Source organism: Allobrachymonas chironomi DSM 19884 (assembly GCF_000374625.1).
GTDB lineage: Bacteria > Pseudomonadota > Gammaproteobacteria > Burkholderiales > Burkholderiaceae_C > Brachymonas > Brachymonas chironomi.
Genome location: NZ_KB894782.1, coordinates 1 through 18,019 on the forward strand (window position 1 = coordinate 1; position 18,019 = coordinate 18,019).

17 protein-coding genes are annotated in these 18,019 nt (G+C 65.4%); 10 read left to right on the forward strand and 7 right to left on the reverse strand.

Annotated elements, in window-relative coordinates; genetic code table 11:
* The coding region (locus tag C513_RS0111575; protein WP_018716176.1) for a YadA family autotransporter adhesin at nt 1–2,738 on the forward strand (2,738 nt) is incomplete at its 5' end.
* Nucleotides 2,739–2,815: 77 nt separating this feature from the next.
* Complete coding sequence (locus C513_RS0111580) at nt 2,816–3,637, forward strand: OmpA family protein (protein ID WP_018716177.1); 822 nt, start codon at nt 2,816–2,818, stop codon at nt 3,635–3,637.
* A 98-nt stretch (nt 3,638–3,735) separates the two neighbouring features.
* Here the strand turns inward: C513_RS0111580 and C513_RS0111585 are convergent, their stop codons facing one another.
* Complete coding sequence (locus C513_RS0111585) at nt 3,736–4,419, reverse strand: hypothetical protein (protein WP_018716178.1); 684 nt, start codon at nt 4,417–4,419, stop codon at nt 3,736–3,738.
* A gap of 233 nt (nt 4,420–4,652) precedes the next feature.
* Between C513_RS0111585 and fabI the strand changes: the two genes are divergently transcribed.
* Nucleotides 4,653–5,477 (forward strand): enoyl-ACP reductase FabI, encoded by an 825-nt coding sequence (gene fabI, locus C513_RS0111590; RefSeq protein WP_018716179.1) that lies wholly within the window; start codon nt 4,653–4,655, stop codon nt 5,475–5,477.
* A 69-nt stretch (nt 5,478–5,546) separates the two neighbouring features.
* On the opposite strand, the gene mrdA is transcribed toward fabI, so the two are convergent.
* Genes mrdA through C513_RS0111610 form a run of 4 tightly spaced genes read right to left on the reverse strand, consistent with a single transcriptional unit; the run spans nt 5,547 to nt 10,359 of the window.
* Complete coding sequence (mrdA, locus tag C513_RS0111595; protein WP_018716180.1) at nt 5,547–7,811, reverse strand: penicillin-binding protein 2; 2,265 nt, start codon at nt 7,809–7,811, stop codon at nt 5,547–5,549.
* Between the two features lie 13 nt (nt 7,812–7,824).
* On the reverse strand, nt 7,825–8,343 hold the full coding sequence (mreD, locus tag C513_RS0111600; protein ID WP_018716181.1) for a rod shape-determining protein MreD: 519 nt from the start codon (nt 8,341–8,343) through the stop codon (nt 7,825–7,827).
* A complete protein-coding gene (gene mreC, locus C513_RS0111605) occupies nt 8,340–9,266 on the reverse strand; it encodes a rod shape-determining protein MreC (RefSeq protein ID WP_018716182.1) in 927 nt (308 codons plus the stop codon). The genes mreD and mreC overlap by 4 nt, the downstream gene beginning before the upstream one ends.
* Nucleotides 9,267–9,315: 49 nt before the next feature.
* Entirely contained in the window at nt 9,316–10,359 is a 1,044-nt protein-coding gene (locus tag C513_RS0111610; protein WP_018716183.1) for a rod shape-determining protein, read from the reverse strand.
* 315 nt (nt 10,360–10,674) lie between these two features.
* On the opposite strand from C513_RS0111610, the gene gatC reads away from it, so the two are divergent.
* The 7 genes from gatC to C513_RS13395 all read left to right on the forward strand — a co-directional run bounded on the left by gatC (nt 10,675) and on the right by C513_RS13395 (nt 17,533).
* Nucleotides 10,675–10,977: an Asp-tRNA(Asn)/Glu-tRNA(Gln) amidotransferase subunit GatC gene (gene gatC / locus C513_RS0111615; protein WP_018716184.1), complete on the forward strand. Its 303-nt coding sequence runs from the start codon at nt 10,675–10,677 to the stop codon at nt 10,975–10,977.
* Between the two features lie 39 nt (nt 10,978–11,016).
* Entirely contained in the window at nt 11,017–12,510 is a 1,494-nt protein-coding gene (gatA, locus tag C513_RS0111620; protein WP_018716185.1) for an Asp-tRNA(Asn)/Glu-tRNA(Gln) amidotransferase subunit GatA, read from the forward strand.
* Nucleotides 12,511–12,515: 5 nt separating this feature from the next.
* On the forward strand, nt 12,516–13,970 hold the full coding sequence (gatB, locus tag C513_RS0111625; protein ID WP_018716186.1) for an Asp-tRNA(Asn)/Glu-tRNA(Gln) amidotransferase subunit GatB: 1,455 nt from the start codon (nt 12,516–12,518) through the stop codon (nt 13,968–13,970).
* An 11-nt stretch (nt 13,971–13,981) separates the two neighbouring features.
* Nucleotides 13,982–14,788, forward strand: a complete 807-nt coding sequence (gene proC, locus C513_RS0111630) for a pyrroline-5-carboxylate reductase (protein WP_026320801.1) — start codon at nt 13,982–13,984, stop codon at nt 14,786–14,788.
* A 79-nt stretch (nt 14,789–14,867) separates the two neighbouring features.
* A complete protein-coding gene (locus tag C513_RS0111635; protein WP_018716188.1) occupies nt 14,868–16,031 on the forward strand; it encodes a benzoate/H(+) symporter BenE family transporter in 1,164 nt (387 codons plus the stop codon).
* A gap of 59 nt (nt 16,032–16,090) precedes the next feature.
* A complete protein-coding gene (gshB, locus tag C513_RS0111640; protein WP_018716189.1) occupies nt 16,091–17,059 on the forward strand; it encodes a glutathione synthase in 969 nt (322 codons plus the stop codon).
* A 12-nt stretch (nt 17,060–17,071) separates the two neighbouring features.
* Nucleotides 17,072–17,533 (forward strand): DUF302 domain-containing protein, encoded by a 462-nt coding sequence (locus C513_RS13395; RefSeq protein ID WP_018716190.1) that lies wholly within the window; start codon nt 17,072–17,074, stop codon nt 17,531–17,533.
* A 35-nt stretch (nt 17,534–17,568) separates the two neighbouring features.
* Here the strand turns inward: C513_RS13395 and C513_RS14345 are convergent, their stop codons facing one another.
* Together C513_RS14345 and C513_RS0111650 are read right to left on the reverse strand one after the other, a co-directional pair.
* Entirely contained in the window at nt 17,569–17,742 is a 174-nt protein-coding gene (locus C513_RS14345; protein WP_156816105.1) for a hypothetical protein, read from the reverse strand.
* A gap of 33 nt (nt 17,743–17,775) precedes the next feature.
* The coding region (locus tag C513_RS0111650; RefSeq protein ID WP_018715572.1) for a recombinase family protein at nt 17,776–18,019 on the reverse strand (244 nt) is incomplete at its 5' end.

The following is an 18,019-nucleotide window of genomic DNA, read 5'->3' on the forward strand; positions in this document are numbered from 1 at the left end:
CGACCAACCCGGTGACGATCAACGGCGACACTGGCACGGTGAGCGGCCTGACGAACACGACGTTCGATCCGACGGCGACCTACACCGGTGGTGTGGCGGCCACGCAGGAGCAGCTGAGCTCTGCCAGCAGCCAGCTGGTGGCGCAAGGTCTGAACTTCACGGCCAACGATGCGACGGCAGGTGATGTCCATCGTGACCTGGGTCAGACGCTGGGTATCATGGGTGAGGCCACTACGGCAGGTACCTACAGCGGTGCCAACGTGAAGACGGTGACCGATCCTGCAACGGGCACGATCCAGCTGCAAATGGCGGATTCGCCCAAGTTTGGCAATGTGACCATCAACGCCGACGGCAGCGGCAAGATCTCCGGCGTGACAGCCGGTACGGCGCTGACCGACGCCGTCAACGTCAGCCAGCTGACCACGGCAGCAACCGGTGCGCGCACGGAAGTCAAGGCTGGCACCAATGTGACCAGTGTCGACAAGAGCATGGGTACGGCAGGCCAGGACATCTACACGATCCATGCGAAGGGCGCTACGACGAGCGCAGGCTCGACGGCCGTGACGGTAACCCCAACTGCCAAGGCGGACAATGTCACTGACTACGCAGTGGATCTGGCACAGTCGACCAAGGACGACATCCAGAAGGGTGTGGACGCCAAGGAGGTGGTGGACACCAAGGGCCTGACCTTCACCGGCGACACGGGCACGACTGGCGTGAAGAAACTGGGCGAGACGGTGGCGGTAACAGGAGATGCCAACATCACGACGACAGCGGATGCATCTGGTGTGCAGGTAGCACTCAAGCGAGACCTGAATCTGGACAGCGTGACGCTGGGCAATACCAGCATCAACACGACAGGCCTGACGATTGTGGGCGGTCCGAGCATGACCAACCTGGGCGTCAATGCAGGGGGGCTGAAGATCACCAACGTGGCCAATGGCGTCGAGAACAACGATGCCGTCAACGTCAGCCAGCTGAACCAGCTGAAGACAGATGGCCTGAACTTCAGTGGCAACGAGGGCAGCACGGTGCACCGTGATCTGGGCCAGACGCTGGCGATCCGCGGCCTGGCATCGGCGGCAGGCAGCTATAGCGGCACCAACCTGAAGACGGTGACCGATTCTGCAACGGGCGCGATCCAGCTGCAAATGGCGGATTCGCCCAAGTTTGGCAATGTGACCATCAACGCCGACGGCGGTGGCAAGATCACTGGCGTGACGGCCGGCACGGCGCTGACCGATGCGGTCAACGTCAGCCAACTTAACAACGTGCAGCAGACCGCCAACAAGGGCTGGAACCTGGCCACCGACGCGGGCACCGCCAGCAACGTCAAGCCCGGTGATACCGTGCAGCTGACCAACACCGATGGCAACATCCTGATCAGCAACACCGGCAATACGGCGACCTTCAATCTGGCCAACAACCTGAACGTTGACAGCGTGAATGCCGGTGGCACCATCATCAACAACCAGGGCCTGACCGCCGGCAACACCACTGTCACCAGTAATGGCCTGACGATCCAGGGTGGCCCGAGCGTGACCCAGGGCGGTATCAATGCGGCCGGCACCACCATCACCAACGTCAAAGCCGGCGTGGCAGATACCGATGCCGTCAACGTCAGCCAGCTGAAGGACGTGGCGAATGTGGCGAATGCCGGCTGGGACATCGGCAATGCCGATGGCAAGGTCGGCAACGTGGCCCCAGGCAAGCGCGTGGACTTTGTTGCAGGTAACACCAGCACGCGTGTGGATGTAACGCAGGATGCCACCGGCACGTCCAAGGTGACGGTCTCGGCTGCTCCGTCTGCGCTGCAGTACACCACGACCAACACCGCAGCCGGTGGCAACACGCCCGCGGCAGATCCGTTCACCAGCACCAGCCAGGTGACGCTGGTCGGCCCGAATGGCGATACCAGCAGCGGCGTCACGATCAACAACGTGGCACCAGCGACCCTGTCGGCTGACAGCAAGCAGGCCGTGAACGGCAGCCAGCTGCACCAGGCCGGCCAGAACATCGCCAATGTGCTGGGTGGCAGCAGTACCTACAACGCCACAACCAACACCGTGAACGCGGGCCTGAACGTGGGTGGCAAGACCTACACCACGGTCAATGATGCGCTGCAGGCGGTGGACCTGACCGCCAACAAGGGCTGGAACCTGCAGGCCAATGGTGGTACCAGCAGCCATATCGCTGGCAATGACACTGTCAACGTGGTCGATGGCAAGAACACCACGGTCTCGCTGCGCGACAAGCAGCTGCAGGTGAACGTGGTGGACAACCCGACCTTTACCGGCGAAGTGACCTTGCAGGGCGGAACTACCGTGGGCGATCACCTGACGGTGCAGAAAGGTGCCACGGTGAACATGGGCGGCAACACGATCAACAACGTGGCTCCAGGCGAAGTCAGCGCGACCAGCACGCAGGCCGTCAATGGCTCCCAGTTGTTTGCCGTCGATCAGAAGATCAGCAATCTGGGTGACCAGATCAACGGCGTCGCCAAGGATGCCTATGCCGGCGTCGCCAATGCCATTGCTACGGCCTCGATCCCGCAGGTGACGATGCCGGGTGCCAAGGGCGTGGCTGTAGCCGGTGGTACCTACCACGGCCAGTCCAGCATGGCGGTCGGTGTCTCCGGCATGTCGGACAACGGCAAGTGGATCTTCAAGGGCAACCTGTCGACCAACACGCAAGGGCACCTGGGTGCCGGCGTAGGTGCGCTCTACCAGTGGCGCTGACGGGATCCGGCGTCACGCCTGCCGCGTGACGCCGACCCGGATCATGGATTCAATACATTCAATCTGGAGCAAAGAACATGAACAAGCACACACTGGGCCGCCTGACGGGCGCACTGCTGACCGTGGTAGCGGCCGCCGGACTGGCCGCCTGTACCTCCACCGTGAGCCGTGGCGTGAATGACCAGGGCCAGGCCGACGAGATTATCTTCCCTGACATCGACAAGACCTCGGGCATCCACGAAGGCATCTTCCCGAACGTGGAAAACCTGCGCAAGATCAGCAATGGCGTCACCAAGGATGACCTGTACTACCTGATCGGGCGTCCGCACTTCCGCGAGACCCTGGGCGCGCGCGAATGGGACTACGTGATGAAGTTCCGCGAAGTGCCGCATGGTCCAGTCACGATCTGCCAGTACAAGGTGATCTTCGACAAGGACATGAAGGGCCAGTCCTTCTACTGGGCCCCGGAGGATTGCGCACGCTTCGTGAATGGCCAGCCGCTGGCAGCGCCGGCCAAGTCGCACGTGATCAGCCTGAAGGGCGATACGCTGTTCCGTTTTGACGGTTCGGCACTGGCTGACATGCTGCCGGGTGGCCGCTCCGAACTGGACCGCCTGGCCGGTGAGCTGCGCCAGCTGGACAGCAACTCGCACATGCGCGTGGTGGGCCATACCGACCGACTGGGCAGCGATGCCTACAACCTGGCGCTGTCGCAGCGTCGTGCAGAAACCGTGCGTCGCTATCTGGTCGATCAGGGCGTGCCCGCGGCCAACATCTCTGCCGCAGGCATGGGCGAAAGCCAGCCGGTGGTGCAGTGTACCGATACCGCGCGCGCAGCACTGGTCGCCTGCCTGCAGTCGAACCGCCGCGTTGATGTGGAGATCAGTGGCGCGCGCTGATCGTTATCCCCTCGCCGGATGAAGGGAAACCGCATGCATGTACTGCATGCGGTTTTTTCATGGGCGAGGAGCCGGGCGGGCGCTGCTGCGCCCGATGATCAGCTGTTGTCTTCGCCGCGCTTGTCAGAATGCGCCTGATACGCCTTGCCACGTCCGCGTGCCGAGGCGTGGATCTTCATGTTGACCGGATCCTGCTTCAGCACGTTCTGGCGCAAGGCTGCCGGCTGGATGTCGGTCGGCATCGCGCCATGCGCCTGGGCACTGGCCTTGCCGCTGATATCGGTGTGCTGCTCCATGGCATCGTGCAGCGGGTTGTCGTGCGCCTCGCGTGAGGCCGCCAGGGCATCGCGCACATCCTGCTTCAGGGTTTCGATGTCCATGGCCGGACTGTCATCGGCAGCGGCCTGGCGGGTCTGCTTGCGTTTGGCTCCGGACTTCTTGCCCATCACCTTGCCAGCGGTTTCGGTCACCTTGTCCAGGCGCAGCTGGAAACGCTGCAGCACATCGGCCAGCACGTCGGACTTGAGTTGTGTGCGGGCGTTTTCACCACCGTGCTGGGAGCGTGCCGTCTTGCCTTCGGCGGTGCGGCTGGTCCGGGTTTCCACCGTCTGGCGGCGATACAGGTCGCGGTACTTGTCGCGCAGGCTGCGGCTGCGGTCAATCGCCTTGCGCAGCTGCTGGACGCTCAGCTGGCCGATCGACTGGCGACGGCTGTCCTGAAACAGGCTGAGTTCATCAGGGGTCAGCAGCGGGCGGACTTGGCGCAGGGTGTAGGTGGTCATGGCGTGTCTCCTTCTCGTGTTGAACCATGTCTTCAGCCTAAACGGCCTGGGCGTTTGGCGGTGTCAGACCAGGGAGGACATGGTTGTAGTGCCAGAGGAAAAAATCGGCCTGTGCGATGAGCGCAAAAGTGCCAAATATCACGACCGTTCACAAATTGCGGCAATGCGTCATCCTTCCGTAACGTCATAGGGGTTAAGATTGCTGCATTGCAACAAACTTGAAGAAGAACACCATGAATCTCCACGACCTGCCCGCTTCCCTGGAAAACACCCTGTTCAACCCGGCTGCCGTGCGCCTGGATGGCAAGCGCATCCTGATCCTGGGTGTGGCCAATGCCAGCTCCATCGCCTACGGTTGTGCCGCTGCCATGCGCAGCCTGGGTGCCGATCTGGCCCTGACCTACCTGAACGACAAGGCCAAGCCGCATGTGCAGCCGCTGGCCGAGCAGTTGGGCGTGGCCCCCGAGCTGCTGATGCCGATGGACCTGCGTCAGCAAGGCTCGCTGGAGTCGGTGTTCGAGACCGTGCGCCAGCAGTGGGGCAAGCTGGATGCCGTGGTGCACTCGATCGCCTTTGCCCCGGCACAGGATCTGCACGGCCCGCTGGTGGACAGCTCTGCCGATGGCTTTCTGCAGGCCATGGACATTTCCTGCCACTCCTTCATCCGCACCGCCAAGCTGGCGGTCCCGCTGATGACAGATGGTGGCCAGCTGATTTCCATGAGCTACCATGGTGCCCAGGAAGTGGTGGACAACTACGGCCTGATGGGCCCGGTCAAGGCGGCGCTGGAGTGCACCGTGCGCTACTTGGCCAACGAGCTGGGCGAGCAGAACATCCGCGTCAACGCCGTGTCTCCCGGCCCGATGCGTACCCGCGCCTCCTCCGGCATCAACGAGTTTGACGCCCTGATCGAGGACGCCGTGACGCGCGCCCCGCTGGGTCGCCTGGTGACGCTGGAAGAAGTCGGTTATGCCGCTGCCCAGCTGTGCACCCTGGCCGGTAGCGGCCAGACCGGCAGCGTGGTCTATGTGGACGGTGGCCACAACATCAAGGCCTGATTCCCGTCGGCTTGCATGACAAGGGCGCGCTGGCAACAGCGCGCCCTTGTTGTTTCCGGAAGGCCGGATTCAGCGCCGCGTGGCGGGGCTGGCCGGTGGTTGCGGTACGCTGGCGGCAGTTGCACCCGAGGCAGCGCTCGCTGGCGGACGCGGCTGGAAGATCTGGTACAGCGCACCCGCTGGTGCTGGCAGGTAGGGGCTGCTGGTCGGAGGCAGGGGTGCGGCTGCCGCGGCAGAAACCGAAGAAGCCGGCGTAGTTGCCGCTGCCGGGGCGACATTGGCAACGGTAGCGGCTGGCAACGGCGCGCTCGCCATGGCCTCGGTGCTGCGCACCGCCATCGGCAGGCCGTTGCCGTTCTGCGTCAGCATCGCCGTGCCCTTGGGGGGCCAGGGCATGTCGGCCACGCGCAGCGGCGTGCCCATCGGGCGGCTGCTGCGGCCGACCGAGGTGGCGGCGATATCGGCTTCGTTCGGGTATTGGCCCATCAGCCAGTAGTCGAGCACGCGGCGCGCGATCGGGGCTGCGGCGGTGGCACCAAAACCGGCGTTTTCCACGATCACGGCCACGGCAATCGTCGGATTGTCGGCCGGCGCAAACGCCACGTAGAGCGAGTGGTCACGCTTGCGCTCGGCCAGTGCGGCCGCGTTGTAGCGCTGGCCCTGCGCAATCGATACCGCCTGGGCAGTACCGGTCTTGCCGCCGCTCAGGTAGCCGGCACCGGCAAACACGCCGCGGCCGGTACCTTCCAGCGTCACGCCCACCATGCCGTTCTTGACCATGGTGATGTGCTCGGGCTGGTAGCCCAGGTCCTGCGCCGGGTCCCGCTCCGGCGTGTGCAGCTGGCGCGTTTCCGGATCCTGCAGCGATTGCACCACGCGCGGCTCGTACTTGTGGCCGCCGTTCACCAGCGTCGCCAGCGCATTCGCCAGCTGCAGCATGGTGAAGCTGTTGTAGCCCTGGCCAATGCCGAGCGAAATCGTCTCGCCGGCCAACCACTTCTGCTGGGCCGCGCGCTTGTAGGTGTTGCGCTTCCATTCCGGGCTCGGCAGGATGCCGCGCGTCTCGCCGCGCATGTCGATGCCGGAGGACTGGCCAAAGCCGAGCGGTGCCATGAAATCATGGATCTTCTGCACGCCCATCTCGTGCGCCAGCGAGTAATAGTAGACGTTGCTCGACTTGACGATGCTGCGGTGCAGGTTGACGCTGCCCAGCGCATGGCCGCTGCGGAAGCGGTGGCTGCCGAACATGTAGTAGCCGGGATCGTGGATCGTGGTGCCGGCGGTGCGGGTGCCGGTTTCCAGTGCCGCCAGCGCCATGAAGGGCTTGTAGGTGGAGCCGGGCGGGTAGGTGCCGCGGATCGCGCGGTTCAGCAAGGGCGTGTCCGGCGAGTTGTTCAGCGCATTCCAGCTCTCGTGGTCGATGCCGTCGACAAACAGGTTGGGATCGAAGGTCGGGGCGCTGACCAGTGCCAGCACCTGGCCGTCACGCGGATCGATCGCCACCAGCGCGCCACGGCGCTTGCCGAACAGCTGCTCCACCATCATCTGCAGCTTGATGTCGACCGACAGGATCACGTTCTGTCCCGGCGTGGACGGGCTGCTGGCGAGCCGGCGCACGACAAAGCCGCCGGCGGTGGTTTCCATCTGCTCGCGGCCGGAGGTGCCGTGCAGCTGCTCCTCGTAGGCCTGCTCCACGCCGAGCTTGCCGATATGCTCGGTGCCCTTGTAGTTGTCGGCCAGGTCGCTGTCCTCGATGCGTTCCTTCTCGCGCTGGTTGATGCGGCCGATATAGCCGATCAGATGGCTGCCGGCTTCGGTGTACGGGTAGTAGCGGTAGAGCCGGGCATTGATGGCCACGCCCGGAAAACGGTAGCGCTGTGCCGAGAAGCGCGCGATTTCTTCCTCGCTCAGGCGGCTGCGCAGCGGCACTGCCTCGAAGCTGCGGCTGTCCTGGCGCAAGCGCTTGAAGCGGCGCCGATCGGCATCGGAAATCGGGATGATCTCGGCCAGCGCATCAATCGTCTCGTCCACGTCATCGATCTTGCTGGGCGTCAGCTCCAGCGTGTAGGCCGAGTAGTTGGTCGCCAGCACGATGCCGTTGCGGTCCATGATCTGGCCGCGGCTGGGCACGATCGGCAGCAGGGCGGTGCGGTTGCGTTCGGCCTGTTCCAGGTAGGTGTCGTGGCGCGCGATCTGCAGCACGCTCCAGCGCCAGACCAGCAGGCTGAAGCAGATCAGTACCAGCGCTCCCATGGCGACCAGCCGCAGCCGGAACGCGCTTTGCTGCGTTTCGGCATTGCGGATGTCGCTGGCGGAATGCAGTCCGGGAATCATGGCCACAGGCGGCTCACAGCGGACGGGTCAGGTCGCGGTCGGGCGCGAGTCGCTGCGGTGCCAGCAGCAGCAGGCTGACCAGCGGCCACAGTGCGGCCTCGATCAGCGGAGCCAGCAACAGCGACCAGCCGGGGAAATCGCCCCCACTGATCAGGCGCAGCAGCCACAGGCAGCCATGGCCGAGCAGGAAGATGCCCAGCATCTGCACCGACTGCGACCAGGGCGAGAACCACTGCAGGTGGCGACGCGACAGGTGCATCAGGCAGGCCACCAGGCTGTAGGCCAGCGCATGCATGCCGAGCAGGGTGGTGTGGTGCACGTCCATCACCAGACCGCACACAAAGGCCAGCGTCACGCCCACGAACAGGGGCTGGTGCAGCACCCAGAAGGCCAGCACCAGCAGCAGCAGGTCAGGGACCCAGGGGGTACGGCCAAACGGCAGCAGGTTCAGCAGCAGGGCCACGAACAGGGTGATGGCGATGAACCAGGGCTGGACTGGCAGCAGCAGCTGCTGGGTGCGATGCAGACTCATGGCGCACTCCCGGCCGAAGCCGCCTGGCTGGCAGCGTCTGCTGCAGCGGCAGCTTCCTGTTGTACCACCGGCTGCGGATCCAGCACCAGCACATAGCCGAGCGCCAGCGGACGGGCCGAGGGTTTGACCTGCACGCGCGAGAACGAGGTGCTGCTCTGGCGCTCCACCACGGTCACCGTACCGACCGGCAGGCCGGGCGGATAGATGCCGCCGCTGCCGCTGGTGGTGAGCACGTCACCGACCTGGAAATCGGCATTGTGCGAGACAAAGCGCACTTCCAGCATGCCGGCCTGGGCTGCCTCGCCATCACCAAAGGCCAGGCCGCGCTGTCCGCTGCGGGTGTTGAGGATGGGCACCGAATACTCGGGATTGTCGATCAGCGAGACTTCGCTGCTGAGCGGGAACACGCGTATGGTCTGGCCCAGCAGGCCGGTGGAATCGATCACCGGCGAACCTGGTGCCACGCCCTGCGTGCTGCCCTTGTTGATCACCACCTTGCGCGTGAACGGGTCCGGGGCAATGTAGACGATCTCGGCGGCGCGCGCGTTGATCGGCAGCGCCTGCTGCAGGCTCAGCATCTGGCGCAGCTGCTCGTTTTCGCGTTGCAGCAGTTCGGCGCGCTGCGCCTTGAGCGCCTGTTGCGCGATCAGCATCGCGGCCTGCTCCTGGCTCTGGCGTGCGGTGTCGAGTGTGGTGACGTAATCACCCATCAGGTTGACCGACTTCACCGGCTGGGCACTGAGCCACTGCAGTGGAGCCAGCACCGTGGCCACCACGGCGCGCACCGAGTTGCCGACCTGGAAACGGCTGTCGGCCAGCATCAGGAACACCGCCACCACGGTGGCGATGCCGAGTTGTGTCAAGGGTGACGGCCCGCGATGGAACAGGCGGGGCGTGCTGCGTTCCAGGGAGTCCAGGGCCATGGCAAGCGGATGTGGCGGAACCGGTGTTTAGCCGGCTCCGCCAGGTATCTCAGTCGTCGGTGAAAATGCTGCCCAGACGGTCCATGCGCTCCAGGGCGATGCCGCAGCCGCGCACCACGCAGGACAGCGGCTCTTCGGCCACCAGCACCGGCAGGCCGGTTTCCTCGGCCAGCAGGCGATCCAGGTCACGCAGCAGGGCGCCACCGCCGGTCAGCATCATGCCGCGATCGGCAATGTCGGCACCGAGTTCGGGCGGGGTCTGTTCCAGCGCGGTCTTGACGGCGCTGACGATCTGGTTGAGCGGATCGCTCAGCGCTTCCAGGATCTCGTTGCTGCTGATGGTGAAGCTGCGCGGCACGCCTTCGGACAGGTTGCGGCCCTTGACTTCCATCTCCTTGACTTCGGAGCCGGGGAAGGCCGAGCCGATTTCCTTCTTGATCGCTTCGGCGGTCTGCTCGCCGATCAGCATGCCGTAGTTGCGGCGGATGTAGTTGATGATGGCGTCGTCGAAGCGGTCACCGCCCACGCGCACACTGCCCTTGTAGACCATGCCGCCCAGGCTGATCACGCCGACTTCGGTGGTGCCGCCACCGATGTCGACCACCATGGAGCCGCTGGCTTCGGAGACCGGCAGGCCGGCACCGATGGCGGCGGCCATAGGCTCCTCGATCAGGAACACGTCGCTGGCACCGGCACCCAGGGCGGCGTCACGGATGGCGCGCTTCTCGACCTGGGTCGAGCCGCAGGGCACGCAGACGATGATGCGCGGACTGGGGCGCAGCACCGAGCGCGGATGCACCATCTTGATGAACTGCTTGATCATCTGCTCGGTGACGACGAAATCGGCAATCACGCCATCCTTCATGGGGCGGATGGCATCGATGTTGCCGGGCACCTTGCCCAGCATGGCCTTGGCTTCGCGGCCGACGGCCTGGATCACCTTGCGACCGTTGGGGCCGCCCTCGTGGCGGATGGCCACGACCGAGGGTTCGTCCAGGACGATGCCCTTGTCACGGGTGCAGATCAGGGTGTTGGCGGTGCCGAGGTCGATGGCCAGGTCGGTGGAGAAGTACCGGCGGAAACCAGAGAACATGTGTAGGATCCTTCAAGCCCGCCGCAAGAGATGCCTGCGGCGGCGCTGCATGTTGGGGAGATGTCTGTTTCGGGAAGGGGATGCGGGCGCTGCGGGCACCATGGTTACCGCCTTGGACAGAGGGCGTTGGCAACGGCAATGCGCACGGCCATTCGCAGACCGGTTCCAAACCTAGGATAATACCTTATCCGCCGTATTGCGTCAGTATCCGAACGTCACTTTCGACTACGGAACCAGTCCACTTGTTGCATTGCACCATCAGCCCTGCAACCGGTCTGCACCAGACGCCGCGTTCATCCGACAAGAGATTGCTCCATGTCCCTTACCGCAGAAAACATTGCCTTCATTGCCAAGCTGTCCCGGCTGTCGCTGACCGCCGAGGAAGGCCCGCGCCTGCAGGATCACCTCAACCAGTTCTTCAACACCGTGGTGGGTGCCATGCAGGAGGTCGATACCACCGGCGTGCAGCCGCTGGCACATCCGACCGACGTGCTGCAGGAAATGGCACTGCGTCTGCGTGACGATGTCGCCAGCGAGCCCGACCAGCGCGAGGCCAACCAGCGCAGCGCGCCGGCCGTCGACAAGGGCCTGTTCCTGGTGCCCAAGGTGATCGAGTAAGGCCGTGCGCCTCCCCCAGACCAGCAACTGATTTCCACCATGAGCGAATTCCATACCCAAACCGTGGCCGGGCTGAGCCGTCTGCTGCAGAGCGGCCAGGCCAGCGCCACCGAACTGGCGCAGCATTTCCTGGCGCGCAGCCAGGCCCGCGCCGATATCAACGCCTACCTGAGCATCGATGCCGATGCCACGCTGCAACAGGCGGCCCTGGCCGATGCCCGCATTGCCGCCGGCCAGGCCACGCCGCTGACCGGCGTGCCGGTGGCGCACAAGGACGTGTTCGTCACGCGCGACTGGCCTACTACCGCTGCCAGCCGCATGCTGGAGAACTACCGCAGCCCGTTTGATGCCACCGTGGTGGCGCGTCTGGGCTTTGGCAACCGGGAGCAGGGCGGCCAGGATGCCGGTGCCGGCATGGTCACGCTGGGCAAGCTGAACATGGACGAGTTCGCCATGGGCGCAGGCACGGAAAACTCCGCGTTCGGCAAGACGCTCAATCCCTGGGATCTGACGCGTGTGCCGGGCGGTTCCTCCGGCGGCAGCTCGGCGGCGCTGGCAGCACGTCTGGCGCCCTGTGTCACCGGTACCGATACCGGCGGCTCGATCCGCCAGCCGTCCTCGTTTTGTGGCGTCACCGGCATCAAGCCGACCTATGGCCGCGTCAGCCGCTACGGCATGATCGCCTTTGCCAGCAGCCTGGACCAGGCCGGCCCGATGGCGCACACGGCCGAGGACTGCGCGCTGCTGCTGGGCGCCATGGGCGGCGTCGATGCCGACCGTGATGCCACCTCGCTCGATGTGCCGGTCGAGGACTACAGCCTGAAGCTGAACGACAGCATCGAGGGACTGCGCATTGGCGTGCCGCGCGAATTCCTGGACGAGGGCCTGAGCGATGACGTGCGTGCTGCCGTGCAGGATGCGCTGCAGGAGTACCAGAAGCTGGGCGCAACGCTGGTGGACATTTCCCTGCCGCTGGTGCCGGTGAGCATCCCGGTCTACTACATCATTGCCCCGGCCGAGGCCAGCAGCAACCTGAGCCGTTTCGATGGCGTGCGCTACGGCCACCGCGCCGCCCAGTACGGCGACCTGACCGACATGTACGAAAAGACGCGCGAGGAAGGCTTCGGCGAAGAGGTCAAGCGCCGCATCCTGACCGGCACCTATGTGCTGAGCCATGGCTACTACGATGCCTACTACCTGAAGGCGCAGCAGATCCGCCGCCTGATCGCCGAGCAGTTCCAGCAGGCCTTTGCCCAGTGCGACCTGATTGCCGGCCCGGTGGCGCCACGCGTGGCGGGCAAGCTGGGTGCCGACAAGACGCCGCTGGACGACTATCTGGCCGATATCTACACGCTGCCGGCCTCGCTGGCCGGCTTGCCGGCGATGAGCGTGCCGGCCGGGTTTGGCGATGCCGGCATGCCGGTGGGCCTGCAGCTGATCGGCAACTACCTGCAGGAAGGCCGTCTGCTGAACGCCGCCCACCGCTTCCAGCAGGCCACCGACTGGCATCTGCGCACGCCGCAAGGAATCTGAACACCATGAGCAAGAGCAAAACGCTACTCGTCCAGGGCTATGAAGTCGTGATCGGCTTCGAGACGCATGCCCAGCTGTCCACCAGGAGCAAGATTTTCAGCCGCGCCAGCACCGCCTTTGGTGCTGAGCCCAATACCCAGGCCTGCGCCGTGGACCTGGCGCTGCCGGGCACGCTGCCGGTGATGAACCGCGCCGCCGTGGACCGCGCCATCCGCTTTGGTCTGGCGGTGGGTTCGCACATCGCACCGCGCAGCATTTTTGCGCGCAAGAACTATTTCTATCCCGACCTGCCCAAGGGCTACCAGATCAGCCAGTTCGAGATTCCGGTGGTGCAGGGCGGCGAGGTCAGCTTTTACGTCGGCGACGAGCAGAAAACCGTGCGCCTGGTGCGCGCCCACCTGGAAGAGGATGCCGGCAAGTCGCTGCACGAGGATTTCGTCGGCCAGAGCGGCATCGACCTGAACCGTGCCGGCACGCCGCTGCTGGAAATCGTGACCGAGCCCGACATGCGCAGCACCGACGAGGCCGTGGCCTACGCCAGGGAGTTGCACAAGATCGTGACCTGGATCGGTATTTGCGATGGCAACATGCAGGAAGGTTCGTTCCGTTGCGACGCCAACGTGAGCGTGCGCAAGCCGGGCGCGCCGCTGGGCACGCGCCGCGAGATCAAGAACCTCAACAGCTTCCGCTTCATGCAGCAGGCGATCGATTACGAGATCCGCTGGCAGATCGAACAGCTGGAAGACGGCTACGAGATCCAGCAGGCCACCGTGCTGTTCGATCCCGACACCGGCGAGACGCGCGCCATGCGTGTCAAGGAAGATTCGGCCGATTACCGCTATTTCCCCGATCCCGACCTGCCGCCGCTGGTGGTTGCGCCCGAATGGGTGGAGCAGGTGCGCGCCGAGCTGCCCGAGCTGCCGCGCCAGATGGCGGCGCGTTTCGTGACCGATTACGGCCTGCCCGAGTACGATGCCAGCCAGCTGACACTGAGCCGCGCCATGGCGGCCTTCTTCGAGGACACGGCACGCGCCAGCGGCCAGCCCAAGCTGAGCAGCAACTGGGTCATGGGCGAGCTGTCGCGCCGGCTGAATGCCGACGAGAGGGACGTGGCCGACAGCCCGGTCAGCAGTGCGCAGCTGGCGGCGCTGATCGGCCGCATTGCCGACAGCACCATCAGCAACGCCGCCGGCCGCCAGGTGTTTGACGCCTTGTGGAACGGCGAAGGCAGCGAGGTCGATGCCCTGATCGAGGCCAAGGGCCTGAAGCAGATGAACGATACCGGTGCGCTGGAGCAGATCATCGACGAGGTGATTGCCGCCAACCCCGGCAACGTCGAGCAGTACAAGGCCGGCAAGGACAAGGCGTTCAACGCCCTGGTCGGCCAGGTCATGAAGGCCAGCAAGGGCAAGGCCAACCCGGGCCAGGTGAATGCCCTGCTGAAACAGAAACTCGGTTGAGGAGCCACGCCATGTCACAGCGACTTGCGATTCTGGGGTGCGGCAACATGGGCCGCGCGATTCTGGGCGGCATTCTGCGCGCCGGCCTGGTGCCGGCCGATCAGGTCCGCATCACCTCGCTCAACACGGCCGATGCGCACGCCATGGCGGCCGAGCTGGGCGTGCAGGTGGCGTCCAGCAATGCCGAGGCGGTGCAGCAGGCCGATATCGTGCTGCTGGCGGTGAAACCGCAGCAGTATGCTGACCTGGCGGCCGAAATCCGGCCGCAGCTGCAGCCGCAGGCGCTGCTGATCTCGATTGCTGCCGGCATGTCCATGGCGCGGCTGGAGGCCATGTACGGCTCCCAGGCCAAGCTGTTCCACGTCATGCCCAATACGCCGGCGTTGATCGGTCAGGGCATGACGGCAGTGGCGCCCAACGCCACGGTCACGGCCGATGAGCTGGCGCTGGTGCAGTCGCTGTTCGCCGCCTGTGGCGAAGTGGTGCAGATCGGCGAGAAGGACTTCAGCGCCTTCATGGCCGTGGCCAGCTGCTCGCCGGCTTTCATCGACATCCTGATCGAATCGATGGCCGATGCCGGCGTGGCGGCCGGCCTGCTGCGTGCCGATGCCCAGCGCATCGCGGCGCAGGCGGTGGCCGGATCGGCGCGCATGGTGCTGGAAACCGGCCAGCATCCCGGCGTGCTCAAGGACCAGGTGTGCTCGCCCGGCGGCACCACCATTGCCGGCGTCAACGCGCTCGATGCCCATGGTTTCCGTCATGCCGTGAAGCAGGCGATTGCCGCCTGCATCGCGCGCGACCGCGAACTGCAGGGCTGATGCCCGGACGCTGACTACCTGCTACCTGCCTCCCATGTCCTTGCTGTCTTCCCTGTCCCCGCGCGACTGGATGCGGGACATGTCGCTCACCGCCCTGGTCGCCGGCTTTGTCGCGACCCTGGTCGGTTTTACCAGTTCGATTGCCATCATCTTCCAGGCGGCACATGGCCTGGGTGCCAGCACCGAAGAGACCGCGTCCTGGATCTGGGCGCTGTGCATGGCCTGCGGCCTGACCAGCCTGCTGCCCTCGCTGCTGCTGCGCAAGCCGGTGATGATGGCCTGGTCCACGCCCGGCGCCGTGGTGCTGGCCACGGCAGCGGCCAGCGGCCAGTTCACGCTGAGCCAGGCGGTTGGTGCCTTCATGGTCAGCTCGCTGCTGATCGTGGCGTGTGGCGTCAGCGGCTGGTTCGAACGCGTGATGGACCGGATTCCGATGGCGGTGGCGGCAGCCCTGCTGGCCGGCGTGCTGGCACGCTTTGCCATGCAGGCCTTTGGCGCGGCGGGGACGGCTCCGGGGCTGGTCCTGAGCATGCTGCTGGTCTACCTGCTGGGCAAGCGCTTCAGCGCACGCTACGCCATGCTCTGGACGCTGATCGCCGGTATTGCCTGGGCAGCGTTCAGCGGCATGCTCGATACCTCGGCGCTGGCCTTCGGGCTGGCGTGGCCGGTGTTCATCGAGCCGGATTTCCACTGGCAGGCGATTGTCAGCCTGGCGCTGCCGCTGTTCGTGGTCACCATGGCCTCGCAAAACCTGCCCGGCGTGGCCGCCTTTCGCGCCGCCGGCTATGTGCTGCCGGTATCGCCGCTGATCACGTTGACCGGCATGGTGTCGCTGGTGCTGGCCCCGTTCGGTTGTTATGCGATCAACTTCAGTGCCATCACCGCCTCCATCTGCATGGGCCGCGAGGCGCATGAGGATCCGGCGCGCCGCTACATGGCTGCGGCGGTCTGGGGCGTGCTGATGATCGTGATCGGCATTGGCGGCGTGATGGTGGCCGGGCTGCTGGCGGCCTTCCCGATGCAGCTGGTGCAGGCAGTGGCCGGACTGGCGCTGCTGTCCACCATCGCCAGCAGCCTGGTGGCGGGGCTGGGGCCGGAACGGCACCGCGAGGTGGCGGTGATCACCTTCCTGGTCACGCTCAGCGGGGTGGAGCTGCTCGGCATCGGTTCGGCCTTCTGGGGCGTGGTGGCCGGCATGGTGGCGCTGCTGGTGCAGGAAGGCGTGCCGCGCCGGCGCGTCTGAAGCCGGCAACGCCGGGCCAAACAGGGTAAAGTGCGGACTGAACCCGCGAAAGGATTTCCATGCACCTGCTGTTTGTAGCCGACCCGATCGATACCTTTGTCATCTACAAGGACACCACCTTTGCCATGATGCGCGAGGCGCAGGCACGCGGGCACCGCATCAGCGTGTGCGAGCCGGCCGACATGCGCTGGGTGGCGCACAGCCAGTGCGGCCAGCAGCTGGTAACGGCGGCCGTGCGCGACATCACCCTGGCCAGCGACAAGCCGCAGTGGTACAGCGCGGGGGAGCGCCGCGAGGTGGCATTGCGCGACTTTGACGCCGTGCTGATGCGCAAGGATCCGCCCTTTGATGCCGAATTCTTCTACGCTACCCACCTGCTGAGCCAGGCCGAGCGCGAAGGCGCACGCGTGTTCAACAAGCCTGCCTCCCTGCGTGACCAGCCGGAAAAGCTCTCCATCCTGGAGTTTCCGCAGTTCATCACGCCCACGCTGGTGACGCGCCGCGCCGCCGACATCCGCGCCTTCCACGCCGAGCACCAGGACATCATTCTCAAGCCGCTGGATGGCATGGGCGGCATGGGCATTTTCCGCGTCAAGGCGGATGGCCTGAATCTGGGCAGCATCATCGAGACGCTGAACGCCGGCGGGCAGAACAGCGTCATGGTGCAGAAATTCCTGCCCGAGATCAGCGCCGGCGACAAGCGCGTGCTGATCATCGGTGGCGAGCCGGTACCGTTCTGTCTGGCACGCATTCCGCAGGGCAGCGAGGTACGCGGCAACCTGGCGGCGGGCGGCAAGGGGGTGGCCCAGCCCCTGAGCGATACCGACCGCGAGACGGCGCGCGCCATTGGCCAGGCGCTGGCCCCGCGCGGGCTGCTGCTGATCGGCCTGGACATCATCGGCACGCGCGTGACCGAGATCAACGTCACCAGTCCCACCGGCTTCCAGGAAATCACCAACCAGACCGGCTGCGATGTGGCGGCGCTGTTCGTGCAGGCGCTGGAGCGCGCCGTGCAGTCGGCCGCCTGAGGGCGTGGCAGCATGGTCTGGCCCTTTGCCTCCCGTCCGGCACGCCAGCCCGATGTGGCTGCGTCCGCCGAGCCGCGCCTGCCGGCCTATGCGCTGACGGTGGAGCTGCATCGCCCGTTTCATGCCGCACTGCGCGATGTGCGCAGCGCGCTGGAAGCCGAGGAGCTGCAGCTGTGGCAGGAACAGGACCTGACGGCGCTGCTGGGCCACGGCCAGCCGCAGGTGGTACTGGGCTTTTGTGCCCCGCGCGTGCTGGAACTGGCACTGCAGCTGGACCCGGAGCTGTGCGCCCTGCTGCCGTTGCAGGGCAGTGTGCGTGAAATCGCGCCCGGCCAGGTGCGCGTGGCGCTGCAGGACCCGATGGGCAGCGTGGCACTGTGTCGCAGCACCGAATGGCAGGGCTTGTGCAAGTTCCACTACGGCCGGCTGCGCCGTGTGGTGGACCGGCTGATGCTGGGCCCGCCTGGCATCTGAGCGATTAACCCAGTGTTACACTCCGGCACACCTTGTCATGGCAGGCGTTTGCCGCCAGAATCCTTGTCATGAACAGGGTTTTCATGGGTGTTTTTGATGCCGTGCAAAGCCCGCCTTCGCACCGCTTTCAACCCCCGGCATGACATGCCGACTTCAGGAGAAGTGCCCATGGCCCACAACAAGATCCACACCCTGACTGCTGCCGTCATGGGGTCGTCTCAGAAAACGGAAAATAAAGCACGCTAAGCGTGCGTGGAGGCTGGCACCCAGCGGTACAGCGTCGGAATGGACACGCCGAGGTTCTTGGCCACGTCCTTGGGCGGCACCCCGCTGGCCAGCAGCTTCTTGGCCGACTCGATCTTGCTGTCGGTCATCTTCGGCTTGCGGCCGCCTTTGCGGCCGAGCTGCTTGGCGACTTCCAGCCCGGCGCGGGTGCGCTCGACGGTCAGCTCGCGCTCCATTTCGGCAAGGCTCGCCATGACGTGG